Raw genomic sequence first — 17,253 nt, 5'->3', positions numbered from 1 at the left:
GAGGAGGGCGCTGACCGGCGGTGCGTCCCCTTCTGCCGAGAGACATGATGGACCTGATCAAGCCGACACGCCGCGCGCTCATGGCCGGGGGCGCTGCCCTGGCGGCACTGGGTACGGCGGGACGGGCCGGCGCGCAGGGCGCGGCCGCCGGCAGCCTGACCTACGGCATCTCGATGACCGACCTGCCGCTCACCACCGGCCAGCCGGACCGGGGCGCCGGCGGCTACCAGTTCACCGGCCTGACCCTGTACGATCCCCTGGTCGCCTGGGACCTCGATATCACCGACCGGCCGGGCACGATGGTCCCCGGCCTCGCCACGTCCTGGGAGGTCGACAAGGCCGATCCCAAGATCTGGATCTTCCACCTGCGCGAGGGCGTGGCGTTCCATGACGGCTCGGCCTTCGATGCCGATGCGGTGATCTGGAACTTCGACAAGGTCCTCAACAAGGAGGCGCCGCATTTCGACCAGCGGCAGGCCGCCCAGGTCCGGCCGCGGCTGCCCGGTGTCGCGAGCTACCGGAAGCTCGACGCCAAGACCGTCCAGGTGACCACCAAGAATCCCGACAGCCTGTTTCCCTACCAGATGCTGTGGTTCCTGATCTCCTCGCCCGCGCAATACGAGGCGGTCGGGCGCGACTGGGCCAAGTTCGCGTTCCAACCCTCGGGCACCGGCCCGTTCAAGATGGGCCAGCTGGTCCCCCGGGTCCGCCTCGAGCTGCTGCCGAATGCCGGCTACTGGAACCCGAAGCGGGTGCCGAAGCTCTCCAAGCTGACGCTGACCTGCGTCCCCGAGGATCTCGCCCGGGTGAACGCGCTGCTCTCCGGCAATGTCGACCTGATCGAGGCGCCGGCCCCCGACGCGGTGCCGCGCCTGAAGGCGTCCGGCATGCGCGTCGTCGGCAACGACACGCCGCATGTCTGGAACTACCACCTGTCGATGCTGGAGGGTTCGCCCTGGCGGGACCTGCGCCTGCGCAAGGCCGCCAACCTCGCCATCGACCGCGAGGGCGTCGTCCAGTTGCTCGGCGGCCTCGCGCAACCCGCGGTCGGCCAGATGCAGACGTCGAGCCCGTGGTTCGGCAAGCCCAGCTTCCAGATCAAGACCGACGTCGATCAGGCGCGCAAGCTCGTGCAGGAGGCCGGCTTCTCGGTGAAGAATCCGGTGAAGACCACGATCATGATCCCCACCGGCGGGACCGGGCAGATGCTGTCCCTGCCGATCAACGAGTTCGTCCAGCAGAGCTGGGCCGAGATCGGCATCCAGGTCGAGTTCAAGACGGTGGAACTGGAGGTGGCCTACACGGCCTGGCGCCAGGGCGCGGCGGATCCGAGCCTCAAGGGCATCACCGCCGGCAACATCGCCTACGTTACCTCCGACCCGTTCTACGCGATCCTGCGCTTCTACGATTCGAAGCAGATCGCACCGGGGGGCGTGAACTGGAGCCACTACCGCAACCCGGACGTCGATGCCCTCTGCGACAAGGTAAAGGCGAGCCTGGATCCGGATGAGCAGAACAAGCTTCTCGCGCGCATCCACGAGATCGTCGTCGACGACGCGGTGCAAGTCTGGGTGGTGCACGACACCAATCCGCACGCGTTGTCGCCGCGGGTGAAGGACTATGTCCAGGCGCAGCACTGGTTTCAGGACCTGTCGACCCTGGCCTGAGGCCGGCAAGATCCCTGCGGCGCGACGGGAAAAGCCTTTGGCGAATCGGGAACGATCCTCACGAGACTGTGTTGGGCCTCCAACGCACGAAGGAGTGTCCCATGAAGACCCTGCTCGCCGGCGCCATCCTGGCCGCCTCCCTCGCGACCGTCGTTCCCGCTTCGGCTCAGCGCATCGATATCGGACCCGACGGCCCCAGCGTCGATCTGCGCTCCCGCGGCCAGCGGGAACGCGACTTCCGCCGCGAGGACTATCGCCGGGATCGCGACCGCGCCGACGACGACGACCGGATGTATCGCCGCCAGCGTTTCGATGACGACCGTCCGGCCGTTCGCCGCGGCTACGGCTATTGAGTTGGTCTGCCGACAGCACGGCGTGACCTGAAGATATTGAGAGGGGTCGGCATGCGCCGGCCCCTTTTTCTCATCTCGACCTTCCGGACGGGTGCGTTGCGCGGCCAATTTCGCACTTGCGGCAAAGCCGGCGCGCGACTAGGAAGATCGCGCATCATGTTTCGGGAGCATTTGGCAATGACACGTCGTTTCATCAGTGGTTTCGCGGTAGTCGCGTTCGCCGTCACCGGTCTCGCCGTCCCCGCCGCCCTGGCCAAGCCGGTGAGCGGCGCCAGCGCCGTCAAGATGATCGACACCGACAACGACGGCACCGTCGACCTCAAGGAAGTCGAGGCTGTCGCGTCGGCGACCTTCGATCGCCTGGAGAAGGATTCCGACGGCACCCTCGATGCCAAGGAGCTGAAGGGCCGTCTGAGCAAGGCCGGCCTGAAGCAGGCCGATCCGGACAACGACGGCACCGTCGACAAGAAAGAGTACCTCGCTGCGGTCGACGCGCGCTTCAAGGCGGCCGATCCGGACGGTGACGGCACCCTCGACGCCAAGGAGCTGAACTCCAAGGCTGGCAAGGCGCTGCTCGCCCTGATCAAGTAACGTTTCGTTAGCGCTCCTCGCGCGCACGGAAAATGCCGACGCCCTCGCGAATGTCTTCGCGGGGGCGTTCTTGCGTTCAGCGGCGAATGTCGCGCGATCCGGCGGGACGTAGCGTCGCTTGTTTCTGCATCCTAAGATTGTATAGTATTCGTCTTTAATACTTTATCGATCGAAATATTTTCAGCATAACCCTGCGACAATTGTGCTTCGGACGCCTTCTGCCTCGAAGATGCGCAGGTCGACGGTTGACGGACCGCAACCTGTAGGTGCAGTTTGGTGCCGGTTGGGGGACCGGACCATGCGTAACGACACGCCCGAAGACGCCAAGGGCTTGGAATTGCTGGCGGAGATGCGGGCGATGACCGATTCGGCACGCCAGGTCATCGAAGTCTCGCAGGTGGCACGCGACCAGCCGGTCGGCGAAACCGCGGCCGACCCAGAGCCGCAATCCGTGGACATCCACAGCGATTCCGCGGATCTGCTCGGCGACATCAGCGACAACCTGCTCGTCGCCTATCACCTCGCCCAGCACGATGGCGACCCGATGACCGTGGCGCTGATCGAGAAGGTTCTGTTCCATGTCGGGCGCCGGCTTGCACGCGGCATGTCGCCTGCCGATGCCGGCATTGCTTGCCACTAGAATATCCTTCTCAGCGACGTGCGCCTGTCGGCCCCCGGATCGTCAGGCGCCGGCGGCTTCGATGCGATCGAGGAAGGCCCGGAGGTAGCGGCCGGCCGCGTCGGCACGCTCGACGGCCAGGAGGTGCGCCGCTCGGGGGAGGACCAGCAATTCGGCCTGCGCGATGCCGGCGCAGATCGCCTCCGCCATGGCCGGGGGCGTCGACGGATCGTCGCGCCCGGCTGTGAGGGCGTGGCTCGTCGCCGGGTTCGCGATCATGAAGCCGAGGAGCCTGTCGAGCATCGATGGATCCCTCCCTATTCCCGGCACGGCGCGCCGGCCACGCATCCGGATGCCCGCGATCGGGTTGATGCCGTGCAGACCGGAGGGCGATCATGGCCGAACCGTATCATCTCGACCGTTTCGTCGCGGCCCAGGAGAGCGTCTACGAACGGGCGCTGGCCGAGTTGCAGGCCGGAGAGAAGCGGAGCCACTGGATGTGGTTCGTCTTTCCGCAGATTGCCGGCCTGGGCGCGAGCCCGATGGCCCAGCGTTACGCGATCGGTTCCCTCGGCGAGGCCCAGGCCTATTGCGACCATCCGGTGCTCGGCGCGCGCCTGCGCGCCTGCACGGCGGCGGTGAACGGCGTCACCGGGCGCTCGGCGCACGCGATCTTCGGCTCGCCCGACGACGTGAAATTCCGCTCCAGCATGACTCTGTTCGCGCGCGCCGCCCCGGAGGAGCCGGGCTTCGCTGCGGCGCTGGCGACGTACTTTGGCGGTGAGCCCGACCCGTTGACCCTGGCTAAGCTCGACTGAGCTATAGGATGCGGCAAGCCGTGATCGGGAATGCCCGGCACCGCGATGCGACATGGCGCGATTACACTGCCGGTCGGCGATGCGATCGAGGTCTTTGTTCGGGGGGGGCAGGCGCCGACTCACCTGCCTGTATCGTCCATCAGCAGAGACGCGACGGACGTCCTTGAAAGCCTGCCGATGTCTGACGCCTGATGCCGCGCCGGCCCCGATCTTCATCCTGATAGGCGCTTTTTAGGGATGGACTTAAATTTTCGGCCGCATCTCAAAGCATAGAAATTTAATTTGTCGAAATTATTGATCGAATTAACTGTGAATGTGCATGAAATCCAAATTATGTTCCTAGTAAAGAAATTGTGATGGATAGGTATATGTGGATGGACTGTTGCGTGTGAGCCATAGCGCGGCTCTGGCCCCTGCGTATGTTGCCCTCGAAACCAGGGGGACTTCCGTGTCATCGAAATTTGTCTTGGCGCTGCTTGCTTTGAGCGGCCTGTCTGCTTGCGCGTCGTCGTCGGATAAAGTCGCCGCGACCTACGTATCGCCGATCCAGTATGCGAGCCTGTCGTGCCGGCAGATCGCCGAAGAATCGGCACGGGTCTCCGTCAGGGCCTCGCAAGCCGCCGGTATCCAAGACAAGAAGCGCACGGATGACCAAGTGGTCACGGCGGTCGGAGTCGTCGTGTTCTGGCCTGCCCTGTTCTTCATTGATGGCGACAACATGCACACCGCCGAGCTCAGTCGTCTGAAGGGAGAGATCGAGGCGCTGGAGCAAACCTCGGTCCAGAAGAATTGCGGTATCCAGTTCCAGCGCCAGCCCGCTTCCTGAGGCGCAAGCGGCGTCGCGCGTCGGGGTGCCGATCGTTGCGGACGCGACCGCCCTACGAACGCGTCACCGCCCCCACAGCCCGACGCGCTCGGCCCGGGCCTGCTCCTCGGCGCCGAGGAGGTCGGGCGGGGCATCCTCCGTGGCACGCGCGCCGCCCGCCGTGAGGATCAGGGCGGCGAGGTCGTCGCCCTCGATCCGGCAGCGGGCATTCGCCCCCTCGGAGACGCTGCAGACCACCTCACGGCGGCGCAGGTAATTGGCGAGCTGGCGGGCGAGGTGGCCGCGCTCACCCGCGACGCCGAGCAGATGCACGGTCCGCCCGCGCAGCGACAGGGTCCCGGTATCGATCACCTCGGGCACGCCGCGAATCTCGGCGGATGCCACCGGGGTCGGTGGCTGCACCGGTGCGGCGGCCGGCGCCGGCTCGGCCCGCTCCGCCGAGGGGCGCGGTTTGCCCTTGGCGAGCTGCGCGGAGGCCCGCTGGACGAAATCGTGGAAGATGCCGGCCGGCATCTCGCCGCCGAACATCCGGTTCATCGGGCTGTCGTCGTCGTTGCCGATCCAGACCCCGACCACGAGGTCCGGGGTCATGCCGACGAACCAGGCATCGCGGAAATCCTGGCTGGTGCCGGTCTTGCCGCCGATGATCTGGCCCGGCACCCGCGCCGCCCGGCCGGTGCCCGACTCGACCACCGCCTGGAGCGACTCGAGCATCATCTGGCGCGGCTCCTGCGCCAGCTGGGCGGTCGGCGCCGGGTCGGCCCGGACGTAGAGCGGCTGCGGAGCCGCACCGCGGATCGCGTGGATGCCGAAGCTCGCCAGCGGCACACGGCCGGAGAGCACGGAGCCGTAGGCGCGGGTCATCTCCAGCAGGCTGACCGTGCCGGAGCCGAGGACGAGGCTCGGCACGTTCGGCAGCTCGGACTGGATCCCCAGCTTGCGCGCGGTGGCGATCACTGCCGGGATGCCGACCTCCTGCCCGAGCTGGGCCGCCACGGTGTTGATCGAGAGCGCGAATGCGGTCCGCAGGGGCACCGACCCGCGATAGCGGCCATCGTCGTTCTCGGGCTCCCAGTCGCCGATCCGCACCGGACGGTCGTCCAGCACGGTCTCAGGCGTCAGGCCCTGCTCGTAGGCCGTCAGGTAGACCAGGAGCTTGAACAGCGAGCCCGGCTGGCGCTTGGCCTGGACTGCCCGGTTGAACTGGCTGTCCTCGTAATCCCGGCCGCCGACCATCGCCAGGATCGCGCCGGCCTTCGACAGCACCACCATGGCGGCCTGACCGACCTTGCGCTTGGCCCCGTCCTTATCGAGTCGACGGGCGACGACGCCCTCGGCGAGGCTCTGCAGGTCGAGATTGAGGGTCGAGCGGACGATCATGTCGCCGTCGGTGCCGGCCAGACGCTTCACATCGCCGGCGATCATGTCGAGGAAGTAGTTGGTGCCGGGCGGCGCCTCGGGCGGCGACTTCAGGGTCACGCTCTGTTTGCGGGCCGCGTCGGCCTCGGCTTGCGTGATCGCGCCGGTCTCGACCATGGCCTGCAGCACCACGTCGGCCCGCTCCTTGGCGCCGCCCAGGTTGCGGGTCGGAGCGAGTTGCGAGGGCGCCCGCACCAGACCGGCCAGCATGGCGGCCTCAGGCATGGTCAGGGCCTTGGCGGGCTTGCCGAAATACCGCCGGGCCGCCGCGTCCGCCCCGTAGGCGCCGGCGCCGAAATAGGCGGCGTCGAGATAGCCGAGCAGGATCTCGTCCTTGCTCATCGTGGTCTCGACCCGGAGCGCCAGGAACGCCTCCTGGACCTTGCGCCAGAGCGTCTTCTCCTGGTTGAGGGAGGTCAGGCGGACATATTGCTGCGTGATCGTCGAGCCGCCCTCGCGCACGCCGCCGCCGAGAGCGTTGCGCCAGGCAGCGCGGGCGAGGCCGCGCAGGTCGATGCCCCAGTGGCTGTAGAAGCGCCGGTCCTCGATCGCCACGATCGCCTGAGAGAGATGCTTGGGCATGTCGGCGGCGGTGAGCTTCTGGCCGCGGAAGCTGCCCCGGGTGGCGAAGACCCGGCCGTCATCGGCCTCGACGGTGATCGCCCGCTGGCCGGTATCGACGACGGCTCCGCCGAGCGGCGGCAGGGTCAGGAGGGCGGCGAGCAGGTAGATCGCCAGCGCCAGGACCGGCAGCAGGATCGCGGCGGCGACAGCGAGCAGCGCGGGCCGGCGCCGCAGGCGGCCGAAGCGCCCGGTTCCGACAGGCGCGCGCACCGCCGCGTCCGCTCCCGCGCGCCGATCGGCCGCGACGGGCTGCCTGTTGTCGCGTCTGCGCGCGAGGAATCCGGCGGCGCGCCCGGATGCCGACTGCCCGAGCCGCAGGAGGCTGCGTCCGGCTGCCGCGATCAGGATCCACAGATGGCGGAAAAGATCGCGGGCGGCGCGTCCGGCCTCGCGGGCCGCTTTGCGCGGGTCCGGCGTGTCGGACCTGGAACCCTGATCGGTCGGGGCGCGCTCCGGCGCGTCTGGCGTCATCGCGATGCGTGTTCCGGGACCGGCCTCTCCGGTCGACGGCAGGTTCTAAGCCTCATTCGGCTGCAAGTCCCACCGACAAAGGGATGACGCCGATCTCGGGGCTCGACCGTGGGATGCGGGCCACGCAGCCGAGCCCACCGCCCGGTCACACGGCTCCGGCGGCCCCGTGCCGGCTGCGCAGCTGGAAGGCGAGGATCAGCAGGAGCACGCCGAACGCGAAGCTGTAGGCGCCGATCCACCAGGTCAGGACCAGGGCGGACATGCCCGGCTCCAGGATCAGCGCGATGCCGAACAGGATCGAGACGAGGCCGCCGAGCCCGAGCCACCAGCGCCCGTAATGGAGATGCAGCCGGAAGGCGGCGGCGATCATCAGGCCGCCGGTCACGAGCGCCCAGGCGGCGAGCAGCAGCACGAACGCCCAGACCGCGGCCCCCGGCACCAGCACGGCGGCGACGGCAACGATGATGTCGACGATGCCTTCGAGAAGCAGGAAGCCCCAGCGCTCGTGCCGCTGCGCGGCCCGCACCGCGCCGACGATGGCGAAGATGCCGTCGACCAGCGTGTAGGCGGCAAACAAGAGCACCAGCGACAGCACGAAAGCCTCCGGCGCCGCGAAAGCGACGATGCCGAACAGGATCGCGATCACGCCGCGCAGGGCGATGAGCCACCAGTTGCGGGCGAGGGACGCGCTCATCGCGTCGAGCCGGGCGGTTCCGGTGAGCGGGATGCCGGAGGGCGACGTCGCGGTCGAACCGAAGCCTGAGCCCTGCGGTGTCGGGGACGGGGTGCTGGTCATGGCGGAACTCCGAAACGCGCCGGGCGCGTGCCCGGCCCTTTCGCCCGCAGAACGCTGCACTGCGACAAGCGTTCCTGAACACGCCCGTGTCTCGGGCGGAACCTTGGTGCGGCCGGCGACTTTTGCTGACCGAGGCGGGCATGAGTACAGCCCGGCCGCCGCAGGGCGGCCGGCCCATCCGGTGGTGATGAGACGCCATGTTTGACGATCAGCGGCAGGCCGCCGAGCCCGCGTCACGTCCGCTGCCGGCCGAGGGCCGGCCCGAGGCACCCGATCGCGACATTCTGGATCTCGGCCGCACCGACTCCCGCCCGGAGGGCGAGACCGCGCGCAAGCCGGCCCAGGAGGGCGACGAAGGCCAGAGCGCCCCCGACGACGAGTCCCCCGACGACAGCGAGCCGGAGGACGAGGAGAAACGCCCGAATATCCTGCGCCGCCACCCCTGGGCGTTCCTGTTCGGCGGCCTCGCAGTGGTCGCCCTCTGCGTCGGCGTGTTCGTCTACTGGCTCCTGTACATGCATCCCTACGAGAGCACCGACGACGCGTTCGTCGATGCGCGCAGCATCGCGGTCCAGCCGAAGGTCGGCGGCTACTTGGTCGAGGTGCCGGTCACCGACAACCAGCATGTCGATGCCGGGCAGATGCTGTTCCAGATCGACCAGCGCGACTATCGGATCGCCCTCGAACAGGCCAAGGCACAGGTCGTGGCCGACGAGGCCGCGATCAAGAACATCGACGCCCAGATTCAGGCCCAGTACGCCAATATCGACGTGTCCAAGGCCCAGATCGCCACCGCCGAAGCGGCGCTGAAGTTCGCCCAGGAGGATGCGGCCCGCTACAAGGATCTCGCGGAGCGCGGCTCCGGCTCGGTCCAGCAATCCCAGTCGGCCACCTCGACGCTGCAGCAGCGCCAGGCTTCGGTGCAGAGCGCCAATGCCAGCCTCGTTGCGGCGCAGAAGCAGATCGGCTCGCTCGAGGCCCAGAAGGCCTCGACCCAGGCACAGATGGCCCGCGACAAGGCGCAAGTCGAGCAGGCCGAACTGAACCTCGGCTACACGACGATCCAGGCGGTGCAGCCCGGGCGCGTCGTGCGGCTGACGGGCGGCATCGGGGCGTTCGCCCAGGCCGGCCAGAGCCTGTCGATGTTCGTGCCGGACGACATCTGGGTGACGGCGAACTACAAGGAAACCCAGATCACCGACATGCGGCCGGGGCAGCCCGTCGACATCAGCATCGACGCCTATCCGGACCGTAAGATCCACGGCACGGTGGCCTCGGTGCAGCCGGGCTCGGGCACCGCCTTCAGCCTGCTGCCGGCGCAGAACGCCACCGGCAACTACGTGAAGGTCACGCAGCGCATCCCGGTGAAGATCGTGGTCAAGGAATGGCCGACGGATGTCGCGATCGGTCCCGGCATGTCGATCGTGCCCACCGTCACGGTGCGGTGACCGCGATGGCCGGCACCGGCCGGTCCTCCACCGGCAAATCGTCTGCCGCCAAGGCGCCCGGCGGCCACAACCCGTGGCTGATCGCCGGCGTGGTGGCGCTGGCGACCTTCATGGAGGTGCTCGACACCACCATCGCCAACGTCGCCCTCCGCTACATCTCCGGCGGCCTTGCGGTCGGGCCCGACGAGGCGGCCTGGGTGGTGACCAGCTACCTGGTGGCTAACGCCATCACGCTGACCGCGTCGAGCTTTCTGGCCAAGCGCTACGGCCGCAAGGCGTTCTTCATGTGGTCGGTGGGCCTGTTCACCATCGCGTCGATCCTGTGCGGCTTCGCCTGGAGCCTCGAATCGCTGCTGCTGTTCCGGGTGCTGCAGGGCCTCGGCGGCGGCGGCATGGCGCCCCTGGCGCAGTCGATCCTGGCGGATTCGTTTCCGCCCGAGAAGCGGGGGCAGGCCTTCGCGCTCTATGGCGTCGCCATCGTGGTCGCGCCGGTGATCGGCCCGACGCTCGGGGGCTGGCTGTCGGACAACGCCTCCTGGCACTGGTGCTTCCTGATCAACGGCCCGATCGGCGTGATCGCCCTCGGGCTGATGTACTGGCTGATCGAGGACAGCGAGGCGGCCAAGAAGGAGCGCCGCGCCCTGGTGCGCAAGGGCATCCGGTTCGACCTCGTCGGCTTCCTGCTGGTCGCGCTGTTCCTCGGCTCGCTGGAGGTCATCCTCGACGAGGGACAGCGCAAGGACTGGTTCGGCACCTCGACGCTGATGAACGTGTCGGGCGTGCTGATGGTGGTCTCGTTCATCGCCATGATCCCTTGGCTGTTGAACAAGAAGAACCCGGCGGTCGACCTGCGCCTGATCGGCAACCGCCAGTTCGGCTCCTGCTTCCTGGTGATGATGTTCACCGGGGCGATCCTGATCTCGACCACGCAGTTCATCCCGCAGATCACGCAGGAATATTACGGCTACACCGCCACCCTGTCGGGCCTCGTGCTCGGCCCGGGCGGCATGGTCACGGTGGTGATGATGTTCCTCACTGGCCGCGCCTCGGCCTACGTGCAGCCGAAATGGCTGATCGCCGCCGGCATGACCATCGTGGCGCTCGGGATGTACGACCTGACCCGGATCAACGGCACGACCACCTTCGCGTTCTTTGCGTGGTCGCGGGTCTATATCGGCATCGGCCTGCCCATGGTGTTCCTGTCGATCACCTCGGCCTCCTACGAGGGGCTGCGCAAGGACCAGACCGACCAGGCCTCGGCGTTGATCAACGTCGCCCGCAACGTCGGCGGCTCGATGGGCGTGTCGCTCGCCCAGAACATCCTGGCCTATCGCAGCCAGTTCCATCAGAGCCGCCTGGTCGAGAGCGTCAACCCGGCGGCGCCCGCCTACCAGGAGACCATGCGGCAGGCGACGCAGTACTTCTCCGAGCACGGCTATGCCGGCGTCGAGGCCCGGGGCCAGGCGACCGCCTGGATCGGCAGCGTGCTCCAGACCGAGGTGGCCTACTGGGCCTATATCGACGTGTTCTGGGTCCTGGGCCTGGTCGCCGCCTGCGCGGTGCCGCTCGCGCTGAGCCTGAAATCGGTCAAGCTCGGCGGCGGCGCTCCGGCAGGCGGGCATTGACGTCGGAGAGGATCAGACCCCGTCCGGAGGCAGCGCCTCCGTCACCTCGATGCGACGGGTGTCCGGCGCCGGTCCGGCTTCATTGGCTGCGGTCTCGGTCGGGGTGGACGCCTTGTCGGCAGCTCCCGCCACCGCGGCGACGCCCTGGTAGCGGGTCAGGCGGCGGTCGATCATGTCGTCGATCCGGCCGTGCAGCTCCGCCACCGTCAGGCTGCGCCGCTTGCCGCCACTCTTCTCGGTGAACAGGCTGCGATTGGCCCGGGCGGCGCTGCGGAACTCGCGCCCGGCCACCTCGTCGGGCTTCTCGGAGGACAGCGACAGGAAGCGCCCGGCGCTGGCGGTGCCGAGGAAATGGGCAAGGTACAGCTCGGTGGTGGTGAGCGCCCGCCCGACCTTCGCCTCGATCCGCTCGCGGTCGCGCTTGATCAGCTCGGCCGCCATCAGGGCGGCCACGCGGGGATCGTTGCGCAGGCCGAGCACCCGGGCGCGCATGGTGCCGGCCACGGTGATCGCGGAGCCGCGGCCCTTCACGGCGGCGGCCTCCTCGGCGAGCCCGTAGCGGGCGCCGTAATCGCGGATCATCTCCAGCCAGGTGCGCGCGACGAACTGGAACAGGCCCTGCGCCGAGGAGGTCCCGGCCTTGGCATCCGTGTCGAAGCTCGATTCCTTGTCGGCGAGGGCCATCATGTAGACCGGGTCGACGCCGGCCTCATCGGAGGCCTTCACGATCGTGTCGACCACCTTGCGCGGCACGCTGCGCTCGCCGAACCGGACGGCGTCCTCGCCCTGCTCCTGGGTCACCCGCGGCAGGGTCGCGAGGTCGTCCTGGATCAGCGCGATGGTCGCCGGCTCCTGATCCTCGATCGGCAAGCCGGTCCAGGCTTCCACGCCCTCGACCGGGGTCGCGTCCGAGAAACCGGGCCGGAGGCCCTGATCCGGCTCGCCCGCCTGAGTCCAGCCGGTCTCGCCCTCGGCGGCGAGCGCCCGGGCCGCGCGCGGGCTGGTATCGATCCGGTCATGAGCCTGCGCGGATGGCGCGAAGAAGGCCGGCGCGAAGGCCGCCTGCGGCAGCCCGAACCCGGCGACGAAGCCCAGGGCCAGCGTTCCGGTGAGGCGGCGAAGGCCGCTGCGGCGAAGTGACCGGCGCTCGTTCCCGCGCTCGGCCCGCGGCAGCCACGCCACGGTTTCACTCTCACAAAAGCTCGCGCTCGGCACGAGTCGGCTCACGTCGTCGGCGCAACGCGCCGGCTCCGGGAAAACCCCCATCATTGGTCCTTTTCAGAATGTCCCTTGTGTCGGCCCGGCGTCTGGCGGCCAGGTTCCTTGAAGCGGCGGCCCTATCGGCGCCGGCCGTGACCAGAATGGGACGGCTCCGTGATTCAAGCGTGGCACGGTCAACGAAGGGTTAACCCTGCTTTTTGAGGCCGCCTTAACGCCGCGATGAGGCCGCGCTCGGCCTCGATAAGGCGCGAAGTTGTCGCATTCGACTTGGAACGGCTGCCGTTCGGGCCAGTTAGATATCGCCCCGGGGGGTCGACTATTCATTTCCGAGACGCGGCCCGCGTCCCCACAAGGACAATATTTTCCGATGAGCATGCAGACCGGTCGCCGTGTCGGCGTCGCCTTCGTTGGCATGGGTGGCGCCGTCGCCACCACCGCCATCGCCGGCATCGAGATGATCAAATCCGGCTCGAACCGGCTCGACGGACTGCCGCTCGCCGGCCTCTCCGTGGCGGGCATGGCCGACTACAAGGACCTCGTGTTCGGCGGTTGGGACCTCAACGGTGACGACCTCGCCTCGGCCGCCTCCGGCCACGGCGTGCTGTCGAAGGACGACATCGCGGACGGCGCCCAGGCGCTCAAGGGCATCACGCCCTGGCCCGCGGTCGGCAGCGCCAAGTTCTGCAAGAACATCGACGGCAGCAACCGCATCGTCGCCGCCGGCCACCGCGAGGCGGTCTCGATCATCGCCAGCGACCTGCGGCGCTTCCAGAAGGAAAGCAACCTCGACCAGGTCGTGGTGGTGAACCTCGCCTCCACGGAGCGCTGGCCCGACCTGTCCGACCCGACGCTGAACTCCCCGGACGCCTTCGAGAAGGGGCTCGATTCCAGCGACGAGGCGATCTCGCCCGCGATGCTCTACGCCTACGCGGCGATCAAGAGCGGCATTCCCTACGCCAACTTCACCCCGAGCGTAGCCGCGGACGTGCCGGCGCTGCTCGCCCTGGCCACGGAGATGAACGTCCCGGTGGCCGGCAAGGACGGCAAGACCGGCCAGACCATGATGAAGACGGTGCTGGCCCCCGCCTTCAAGGCGCGCGCCCTCCACGTCGACGGCTGGTTCTCCACCAACATCCTGGGCAACCGCGACGGCCTCGCCCTGAACGACCCGAACTCGCTCCAGTCGAAGCTCAACACCAAGGGCACGGTGCTCGACTCGATCCTCGGCTATCCGGTCGAGGATCACCTCGTGCACATCCACTATTACCGCCCGCGCGGCGACGACAAGGAAGCCTGGGACAACATCGACGTCACCGGCTTCATGGGCCAGCGGATGCAGATCAAGGTCAATTTCCTCTGCAAGGACTCGATCCTGGCCGCGCCCCTGGTCATCGAGATCGCCCGGGTGCTCGACTTGGCGCACAAGCGCGGCGACGGCGGCGTGCAGGAGCAGCTCTCGACCTTCTTCAAGGCTCCGATGGTGAAGAACGGCCATGGGCCGGAGCACGCCTTCGGCAAGCAGGAGACGATGCTCCTCGACTGGCTCGGCGTTCACTGATGTCCGACGCGGCGGCGCCGGCCGCTTTGCGGGAACTCTTCGTCGAGATGAACGACCTCAAGCGCGTCCATTCGGCGGGCCGCGAAGGATCGATCGCCGAGCGACTGTTCGCGCAGGGCTGGAGCCTGCTCACCGGCGGCGCCGCTCCGGAGGATGTCGCCCTCGACATCACTGCGACTACGCTGGCCGCGACCCGGCTCTGCGACCTCGACGCTGCCTTCCTGGCTGCAGCGGGCCTCTCGGACTCGGCGGCTTCCGCCGTGCTGGTTGCGGGCTTCGACGCCGTGACCGGCGATCTCGACCCGGATCTGCGCGATCGCCTGCGGAGCCGGCTCGCGCCGCGCCCGCCGGGCGAGCCCGGACCGGTGCCGTCCTTCGTGGCGGCGCTGGCCCAGCAGCCGCGGGCGGGGGTGACCTGCCCGGGCCGCGCCCGGATCCTGCTGGAGCCGCCGGAGAACCACGCCGAGCATTGCCTGATCGTCGCGGTCTACGGCGTCTGCCTCAGCCCGTTCTACCGGGCGGATCCCGGAACCGTGTTCCTCGCCGCCATGGCGCACCATTTCCACAACGCCGCGATGCCGGATGCCGGCTTCACCGGTGAGATGCTGCTCGGCGACCATCTCGGGCCGATCATGGCCGTCACCACCGGTTGGGCGATGAACGAACTGGACGAGCCCCTGCGCGGGGAGGTCGAGCGCGCCCGCGCCGTACTGCCGGACGACGCCACCGCGGAGGGCCGCGCTTTCCACGCCGCGGATTGCGTCGACCGGGTCCTGCAGATCGCCCAGCACCTGCGCGGCGCCTCCACCACGATGGCGGCCGTGCTCGACGAGTGGGAGCTGGTCCATGCCGGATCGGTGAAGGGCTTCCACGACCGTGTCCTGCGCGACATGCGCATCCCTTAGGACCGAACCCGCGTTGTCCGTCAGACCCGGTCGCCCATCTGACGGGGGCGGTCCCGAGAGCCCATGATCCCGTTCGAACTCAGATCGCCGCAGACCGGCAACCCGCTGAGGCCCGATGCGCCGCACGCCCTGCGCGACGCCGGCACCGGCGCGCGCTGGCCCGTCATCGACGGCATCCCCTACCTCCGGATCGGCCGCGAGGCCCTGATCGAGCGGGTGCTGGCCCATCTCGACGCGGGCGAGCCCGACGAGGCCCTGGCCGCCCTGCTGGTCGACCAGGACGATTGGTGGAACGGCCCCCCGGCCGACCCGGCCGGGATCATCCAGCTCATCAAGGACCGTCGCCACGCGACACTGCGCGACGCGGTCGACAAGCTCGGCTGGGGTCGGGTCGGCGACTACTTCCTGCATCGCTGGACCGACCCGACCTTCCTGGCCGGCCTGACCCTGCTGGAAGCGCACTGGAACGAGCCGCGCTGCGTCTTCGAATTCGCCTGCGGCATCGGCCATTACCTGCGCGAACTCGAACGCCGCGGCTGCAAGACCGCCGGGGCCGACGTGGTCTTCGCCAAGCTCTGGGTCGCCCGCCACTGGGTCGTTGGCCCCAAGCCCCAGCTCGTCTGCTTCGATGCCGGCTCGCCGCACTGGCCGATCCCCGGTGCGCCGGTCGACCTCGTCGTCTGCAACGACGCCTTCTACTTCCTCGACGACAAGGCGACTCTGCTCGAGAACCTGCGCCAGAATGCCGGTGACGACGGCTGGCTGGCCCTCAGCCACATCCACAACCGCGAGTGCCCGGGCTTCTCCGCCGGCCGGGCCGTCACCGCCGAGGAGATCGCCGAGCTGTTCCCCGACGCCCTCGTCTACGACGATGCTGAGTTGACCCGCGCCCTGGTCGAGGCCCGGGCGCCGGTGCCGCAGGAGCCGGCTTCCCTGCGGAGCTGCGAGGCGTTCTCGGTGGTGGCCGGCCCCGGCATGCGCCCGGCGCCCCGCGCGGTGGTGGACGGGCTGACCCTGCCGAAGGCCGGGACCGTCATGCGGCTCAACCCGCTCTACCGGCCCGAGGGCGACGGCCACGCGATCCACTGGCCCTCCGACCGCTACCGAGAGGAATACGCGCCCCGGGCCACCTACCCGATGCAGACGTCGGCTCCCGAGCAGATCACCTTCGACGGCCGCATCGACGGTGCCGAGACGCAGCGGGTCCGCGCCCGGGAATTCGTCGACCTGCCGGAGCGCTGGTGATGGACGCCGTCGGCTGGGGCATCGTCGGCTACGGCTGGGTCGCCCGCGACTACATGGCTCCGGGCATCCGGGCCGCGGGGCACCGCCTCGTGGCGGTCAGCGATCCCAACCCGGAGAGCCGCGCGGCGGCCGAGCGCGAAGGCGCCCGCGCTCATGCCGACCTCGCCGGTCTCCTCGCCGAGCCCGGGGTCGAGGCGGTCTACGTGGCGACGCCGAACCACCTCCACCGGGGCGCTGTCGAGGCGCTCGCGGCCGCCGGCAAGGCGATCCTGTGCGAGAAGCCGATGGCGGCGACGCTCAGGGACGCCGAGGCGATCACGCAAGCGGTCGAGTCCAAAAAGATCTTCTACGGCACGGCCTTCGACCAGCGGCACCATCCGGCCCACCGGGCGATCCGCGCCCAGGTCGCGGCCGGTCGGATCGGGACGGTGACCACGGTGCGGATCGTCTACGCCTGCTGGCTCGGGCGCGACTGGTCCGAGGCCGGTCAGCCCAACTGGCGGATCGACGCCGCGCAGGCGGGCGGCGGCGCCCTCATGGACCTCGCCCCCCACGGCCTCGATCTCGTGGACTTTCTGCTCGGCGAGCCGATCGCCGACATCGCCGCCCTAACTCAGAGCCGCGCCCAGGATTACGCCGTCGATGACGGCGCCCTGCTGATCGGCCGCACCGCCGGCGGCGCCCTGGCGAGCCTGCACGTCGCCTACAATTGCCCCGACGCCCTGCCGCGCCGCCGCCTGGAGGTGGTCGGCACGAAGGGCCAGCTCACGGCTATCGACACGATGGGCCAGACGGCGGGCGGGTCCCTGACCTTCACCGACGGTGCGAGCGGACGCGCGGAGCCGCTGGCCTTCGACACCGACAGCTCGCCCTTCACCGAGCAGGTCCGCGCCTTCGGCTCGGCCTTGCGCCGGCTCGAGGAGCGGGCGGCTTATTCGGCCTCGCGAGACCTCCACACGATGCGACTCGTCGCCCGCGCCTACGGGCAAGGGTAGCGGCGTCAGGACAGGATAGCCAAACACGGAACCAAACTCCGGGACGTCCCACCCCCACCTTCATCCTGAGGC

The 17,253-nt window shown here is 68.9% G+C and carries 16 protein-coding genes; 12 read left to right on the top strand and 4 right to left on the bottom strand.

The annotated features are described in order from the left end of the window. Nucleotides 1-47 precede the first annotated feature (47 nt). From MKL20_RS32130 to MKL20_RS32115, 4 genes are all read left to right on the top strand, one after another. Nucleotides 48-1,667, top strand: a complete 1,620-nt coding sequence (locus MKL20_RS32130) for an ABC transporter substrate-binding protein (RefSeq protein ID WP_244040124.1) — start codon at nt 48-50, stop codon at nt 1,665-1,667. A gap of 101 nt (nt 1,668-1,768) precedes the next feature. Beyond that, complete coding sequence (locus MKL20_RS32125; protein ID WP_244040081.1) at nt 1,769-2,020, top strand: hypothetical protein; 252 nt, start codon at nt 1,769-1,771, stop codon at nt 2,018-2,020. A 177-nt stretch (nt 2,021-2,197) separates the two neighbouring features. After that, on the top strand, nt 2,198-2,611 hold the full coding sequence (locus MKL20_RS32120; RefSeq protein WP_243969199.1) for an EF-hand domain-containing protein: 414 nt from the start codon (nt 2,198-2,200) through the stop codon (nt 2,609-2,611). Nucleotides 2,612-2,909: 298 nt separating this feature from the next. After that, nucleotides 2,910-3,251, top strand: coding sequence for a hypothetical protein (locus MKL20_RS32115; RefSeq protein WP_244040080.1), 342 nt, complete (start codon nt 2,910-2,912; stop codon nt 3,249-3,251). Between the two features lie 42 nt (nt 3,252-3,293). Here the strand turns inward: MKL20_RS32115 and MKL20_RS32110 are convergent, their stop codons facing one another. Further along, nucleotides 3,294-3,533: an alpha/beta fold hydrolase gene (locus MKL20_RS32110; protein WP_244040079.1), complete on the bottom strand. Its 240-nt coding sequence runs from the start codon at nt 3,531-3,533 to the stop codon at nt 3,294-3,296. 92 nt (nt 3,534-3,625) lie between these two features. Between MKL20_RS32110 and MKL20_RS32105 the strand changes: the two genes are divergently transcribed. Then, the gene (locus MKL20_RS32105; protein ID WP_244040078.1) at nt 3,626-4,048 is read left to right on the top strand and encodes a DUF1810 domain-containing protein; all 423 of its coding nucleotides are present in this window, start codon (nt 3,626-3,628) and stop codon (nt 4,046-4,048) included. 466 nt (nt 4,049-4,514) lie between these two features. Beyond that, entirely contained in the window at nt 4,515-4,874 is a 360-nt protein-coding gene (locus MKL20_RS32100; RefSeq protein WP_243969143.1) for a hypothetical protein, read from the top strand. A gap of 63 nt (nt 4,875-4,937) precedes the next feature. On the opposite strand, the gene MKL20_RS32095 is transcribed toward MKL20_RS32100, so the two are convergent. Beyond that, nucleotides 4,938-7,388: a PBP1A family penicillin-binding protein gene (locus tag MKL20_RS32095; RefSeq protein WP_244040077.1), complete on the bottom strand. Its 2,451-nt coding sequence runs from the start codon at nt 7,386-7,388 to the stop codon at nt 4,938-4,940. 145 nt (nt 7,389-7,533) lie between these two features. Further along, nucleotides 7,534-8,184 carry an HdeD family acid-resistance protein gene (locus MKL20_RS32090; RefSeq protein WP_244040076.1) on the bottom strand — a complete coding sequence of 217 codons (651 nt, stop codon included), beginning with the start codon at nt 8,182-8,184 and terminating at the stop codon, nt 7,534-7,536. Between the two features lie 197 nt (nt 8,185-8,381). Between MKL20_RS32090 and MKL20_RS32085 the strand changes: the two genes are divergently transcribed. Both MKL20_RS32085 and MKL20_RS32080 read left to right on the top strand, forming a co-directional pair. Further along, nucleotides 8,382-9,632 carry an HlyD family secretion protein gene (locus MKL20_RS32085; protein ID WP_244040075.1) on the top strand — a complete coding sequence of 417 codons (1,251 nt, stop codon included), beginning with the start codon at nt 8,382-8,384 and terminating at the stop codon, nt 9,630-9,632. 5 nt (nt 9,633-9,637) lie between these two features. Continuing rightward, nucleotides 9,638-11,257: a DHA2 family efflux MFS transporter permease subunit gene (locus tag MKL20_RS32080; protein ID WP_244040074.1), complete on the top strand. Its 1,620-nt coding sequence runs from the start codon at nt 9,638-9,640 to the stop codon at nt 11,255-11,257. 12 nt (nt 11,258-11,269) lie between these two features. Here the strand turns inward: MKL20_RS32080 and MKL20_RS32075 are convergent, their stop codons facing one another. Beyond that, entirely contained in the window at nt 11,270-12,523 is a 1,254-nt protein-coding gene (locus MKL20_RS32075; RefSeq protein WP_279595116.1) for a transglycosylase SLT domain-containing protein, read from the bottom strand. 322 nt (nt 12,524-12,845) lie between these two features. On the opposite strand from MKL20_RS32075, the gene MKL20_RS32070 reads away from it, so the two are divergent. The 4 genes from MKL20_RS32070 (at nt 12,846) to MKL20_RS32055 (ending at nt 17,181) form a co-directional block, all read left to right on the top strand. Further along, nucleotides 12,846-14,036, top strand: a complete 1,191-nt coding sequence (locus MKL20_RS32070; protein WP_244040072.1) for an inositol-3-phosphate synthase — start codon at nt 12,846-12,848, stop codon at nt 14,034-14,036. Continuing rightward, the gene (locus tag MKL20_RS32065) at nt 14,036-14,941 is read left to right on the top strand and encodes an HD domain-containing protein (protein ID WP_244040071.1); all 906 of its coding nucleotides are present in this window, start codon (nt 14,036-14,038) and stop codon (nt 14,939-14,941) included. Before MKL20_RS32070 ends, MKL20_RS32065 begins: the two co-directional genes overlap by 1 nt. A 63-nt stretch (nt 14,942-15,004) precedes the next feature. Next, nucleotides 15,005-16,186 (top strand): class I SAM-dependent methyltransferase, encoded by a 1,182-nt coding sequence (locus tag MKL20_RS32060; RefSeq protein WP_244040070.1) that lies wholly within the window; start codon nt 15,005-15,007, stop codon nt 16,184-16,186. Then, nucleotides 16,186-17,181 carry a Gfo/Idh/MocA family protein gene (locus MKL20_RS32055; RefSeq protein ID WP_244040069.1) on the top strand — a complete coding sequence of 332 codons (996 nt, stop codon included), beginning with the start codon at nt 16,186-16,188 and terminating at the stop codon, nt 17,179-17,181. The genes MKL20_RS32060 and MKL20_RS32055 overlap by 1 nt, the downstream gene beginning before the upstream one ends. The last annotated feature ends 72 nt before the right edge of the window (nt 17,182-17,253 follow it).

Origin of the sequence: Methylobacterium sp. E-066 (assembly GCF_022829635.1) — a bacterium.
Lineage (GTDB): Bacteria > Pseudomonadota > Alphaproteobacteria > Rhizobiales > Beijerinckiaceae > Methylobacterium.
This window is presented reverse-complemented; position numbering and strand designations above follow the sequence as displayed.

Bases quoted from the DNA above. Each gene is read 5' to 3' on its own strand.
- MKL20_RS32125 (WP_244040081.1), top strand. From the start codon at position 1,769: ATGAAGACCCTGCTCGCCGGCGCCATCCTGGCCGCCTCCCTCGCGACC.
- MKL20_RS32085 (WP_244040075.1), top strand. From the start codon at position 8,382: ATGTTTGACGATCAGCGGCAGGCCGCCGAGCCCGCGTCACGTCCGCTG.
- MKL20_RS32095 (WP_244040077.1), bottom strand. From the start codon at position 7,388: ATGACGCCAGACGCGCCGGAGCGCGCCCCGACCGATCAGGGTTCCAGG.
- MKL20_RS32070 (WP_244040072.1), top strand. From the start codon at position 12,846: ATGAGCATGCAGACCGGTCGCCGTGTCGGCGTCGCCTTCGTTGGCATG.
- MKL20_RS32060 (WP_244040070.1), top strand. From the start codon at position 15,005: ATGATCCCGTTCGAACTCAGATCGCCGCAGACCGGCAACCCGCTGAGG.
- MKL20_RS32065 (WP_244040071.1), top strand. From the start codon at position 14,036: ATGTCCGACGCGGCGGCGCCGGCCGCTTTGCGGGAACTCTTCGTCGAG.
- MKL20_RS32080 (WP_244040074.1), top strand. From the start codon at position 9,638: ATGGCCGGCACCGGCCGGTCCTCCACCGGCAAATCGTCTGCCGCCAAG.
- MKL20_RS32110 (WP_244040079.1), bottom strand. From the start codon at position 3,533: ATGCTCGACAGGCTCCTCGGCTTCATGATCGCGAACCCGGCGACGAGC.
- MKL20_RS32120 (WP_243969199.1), top strand. From the start codon at position 2,198: ATGACACGTCGTTTCATCAGTGGTTTCGCGGTAGTCGCGTTCGCCGTC.
- MKL20_RS32115 (WP_244040080.1), top strand. From the start codon at position 2,910: ATGCGTAACGACACGCCCGAAGACGCCAAGGGCTTGGAATTGCTGGCG.
- MKL20_RS32130 (WP_244040124.1), top strand. From the start codon at position 48: ATGGACCTGATCAAGCCGACACGCCGCGCGCTCATGGCCGGGGGCGCT.
- MKL20_RS32055 (WP_244040069.1), top strand. From the start codon at position 16,186: ATGGACGCCGTCGGCTGGGGCATCGTCGGCTACGGCTGGGTCGCCCGC.
- MKL20_RS32090 (WP_244040076.1), bottom strand. From the start codon at position 8,184: ATGACCAGCACCCCGTCCCCGACACCGCAGGGCTCAGGCTTCGGTTCG.
- MKL20_RS32075 (WP_279595116.1), bottom strand. From the start codon at position 12,523: ATGGGGGTTTTCCCGGAGCCGGCGCGTTGCGCCGACGACGTGAGCCGA.
- MKL20_RS32105 (WP_244040078.1), top strand. From the start codon at position 3,626: ATGGCCGAACCGTATCATCTCGACCGTTTCGTCGCGGCCCAGGAGAGC.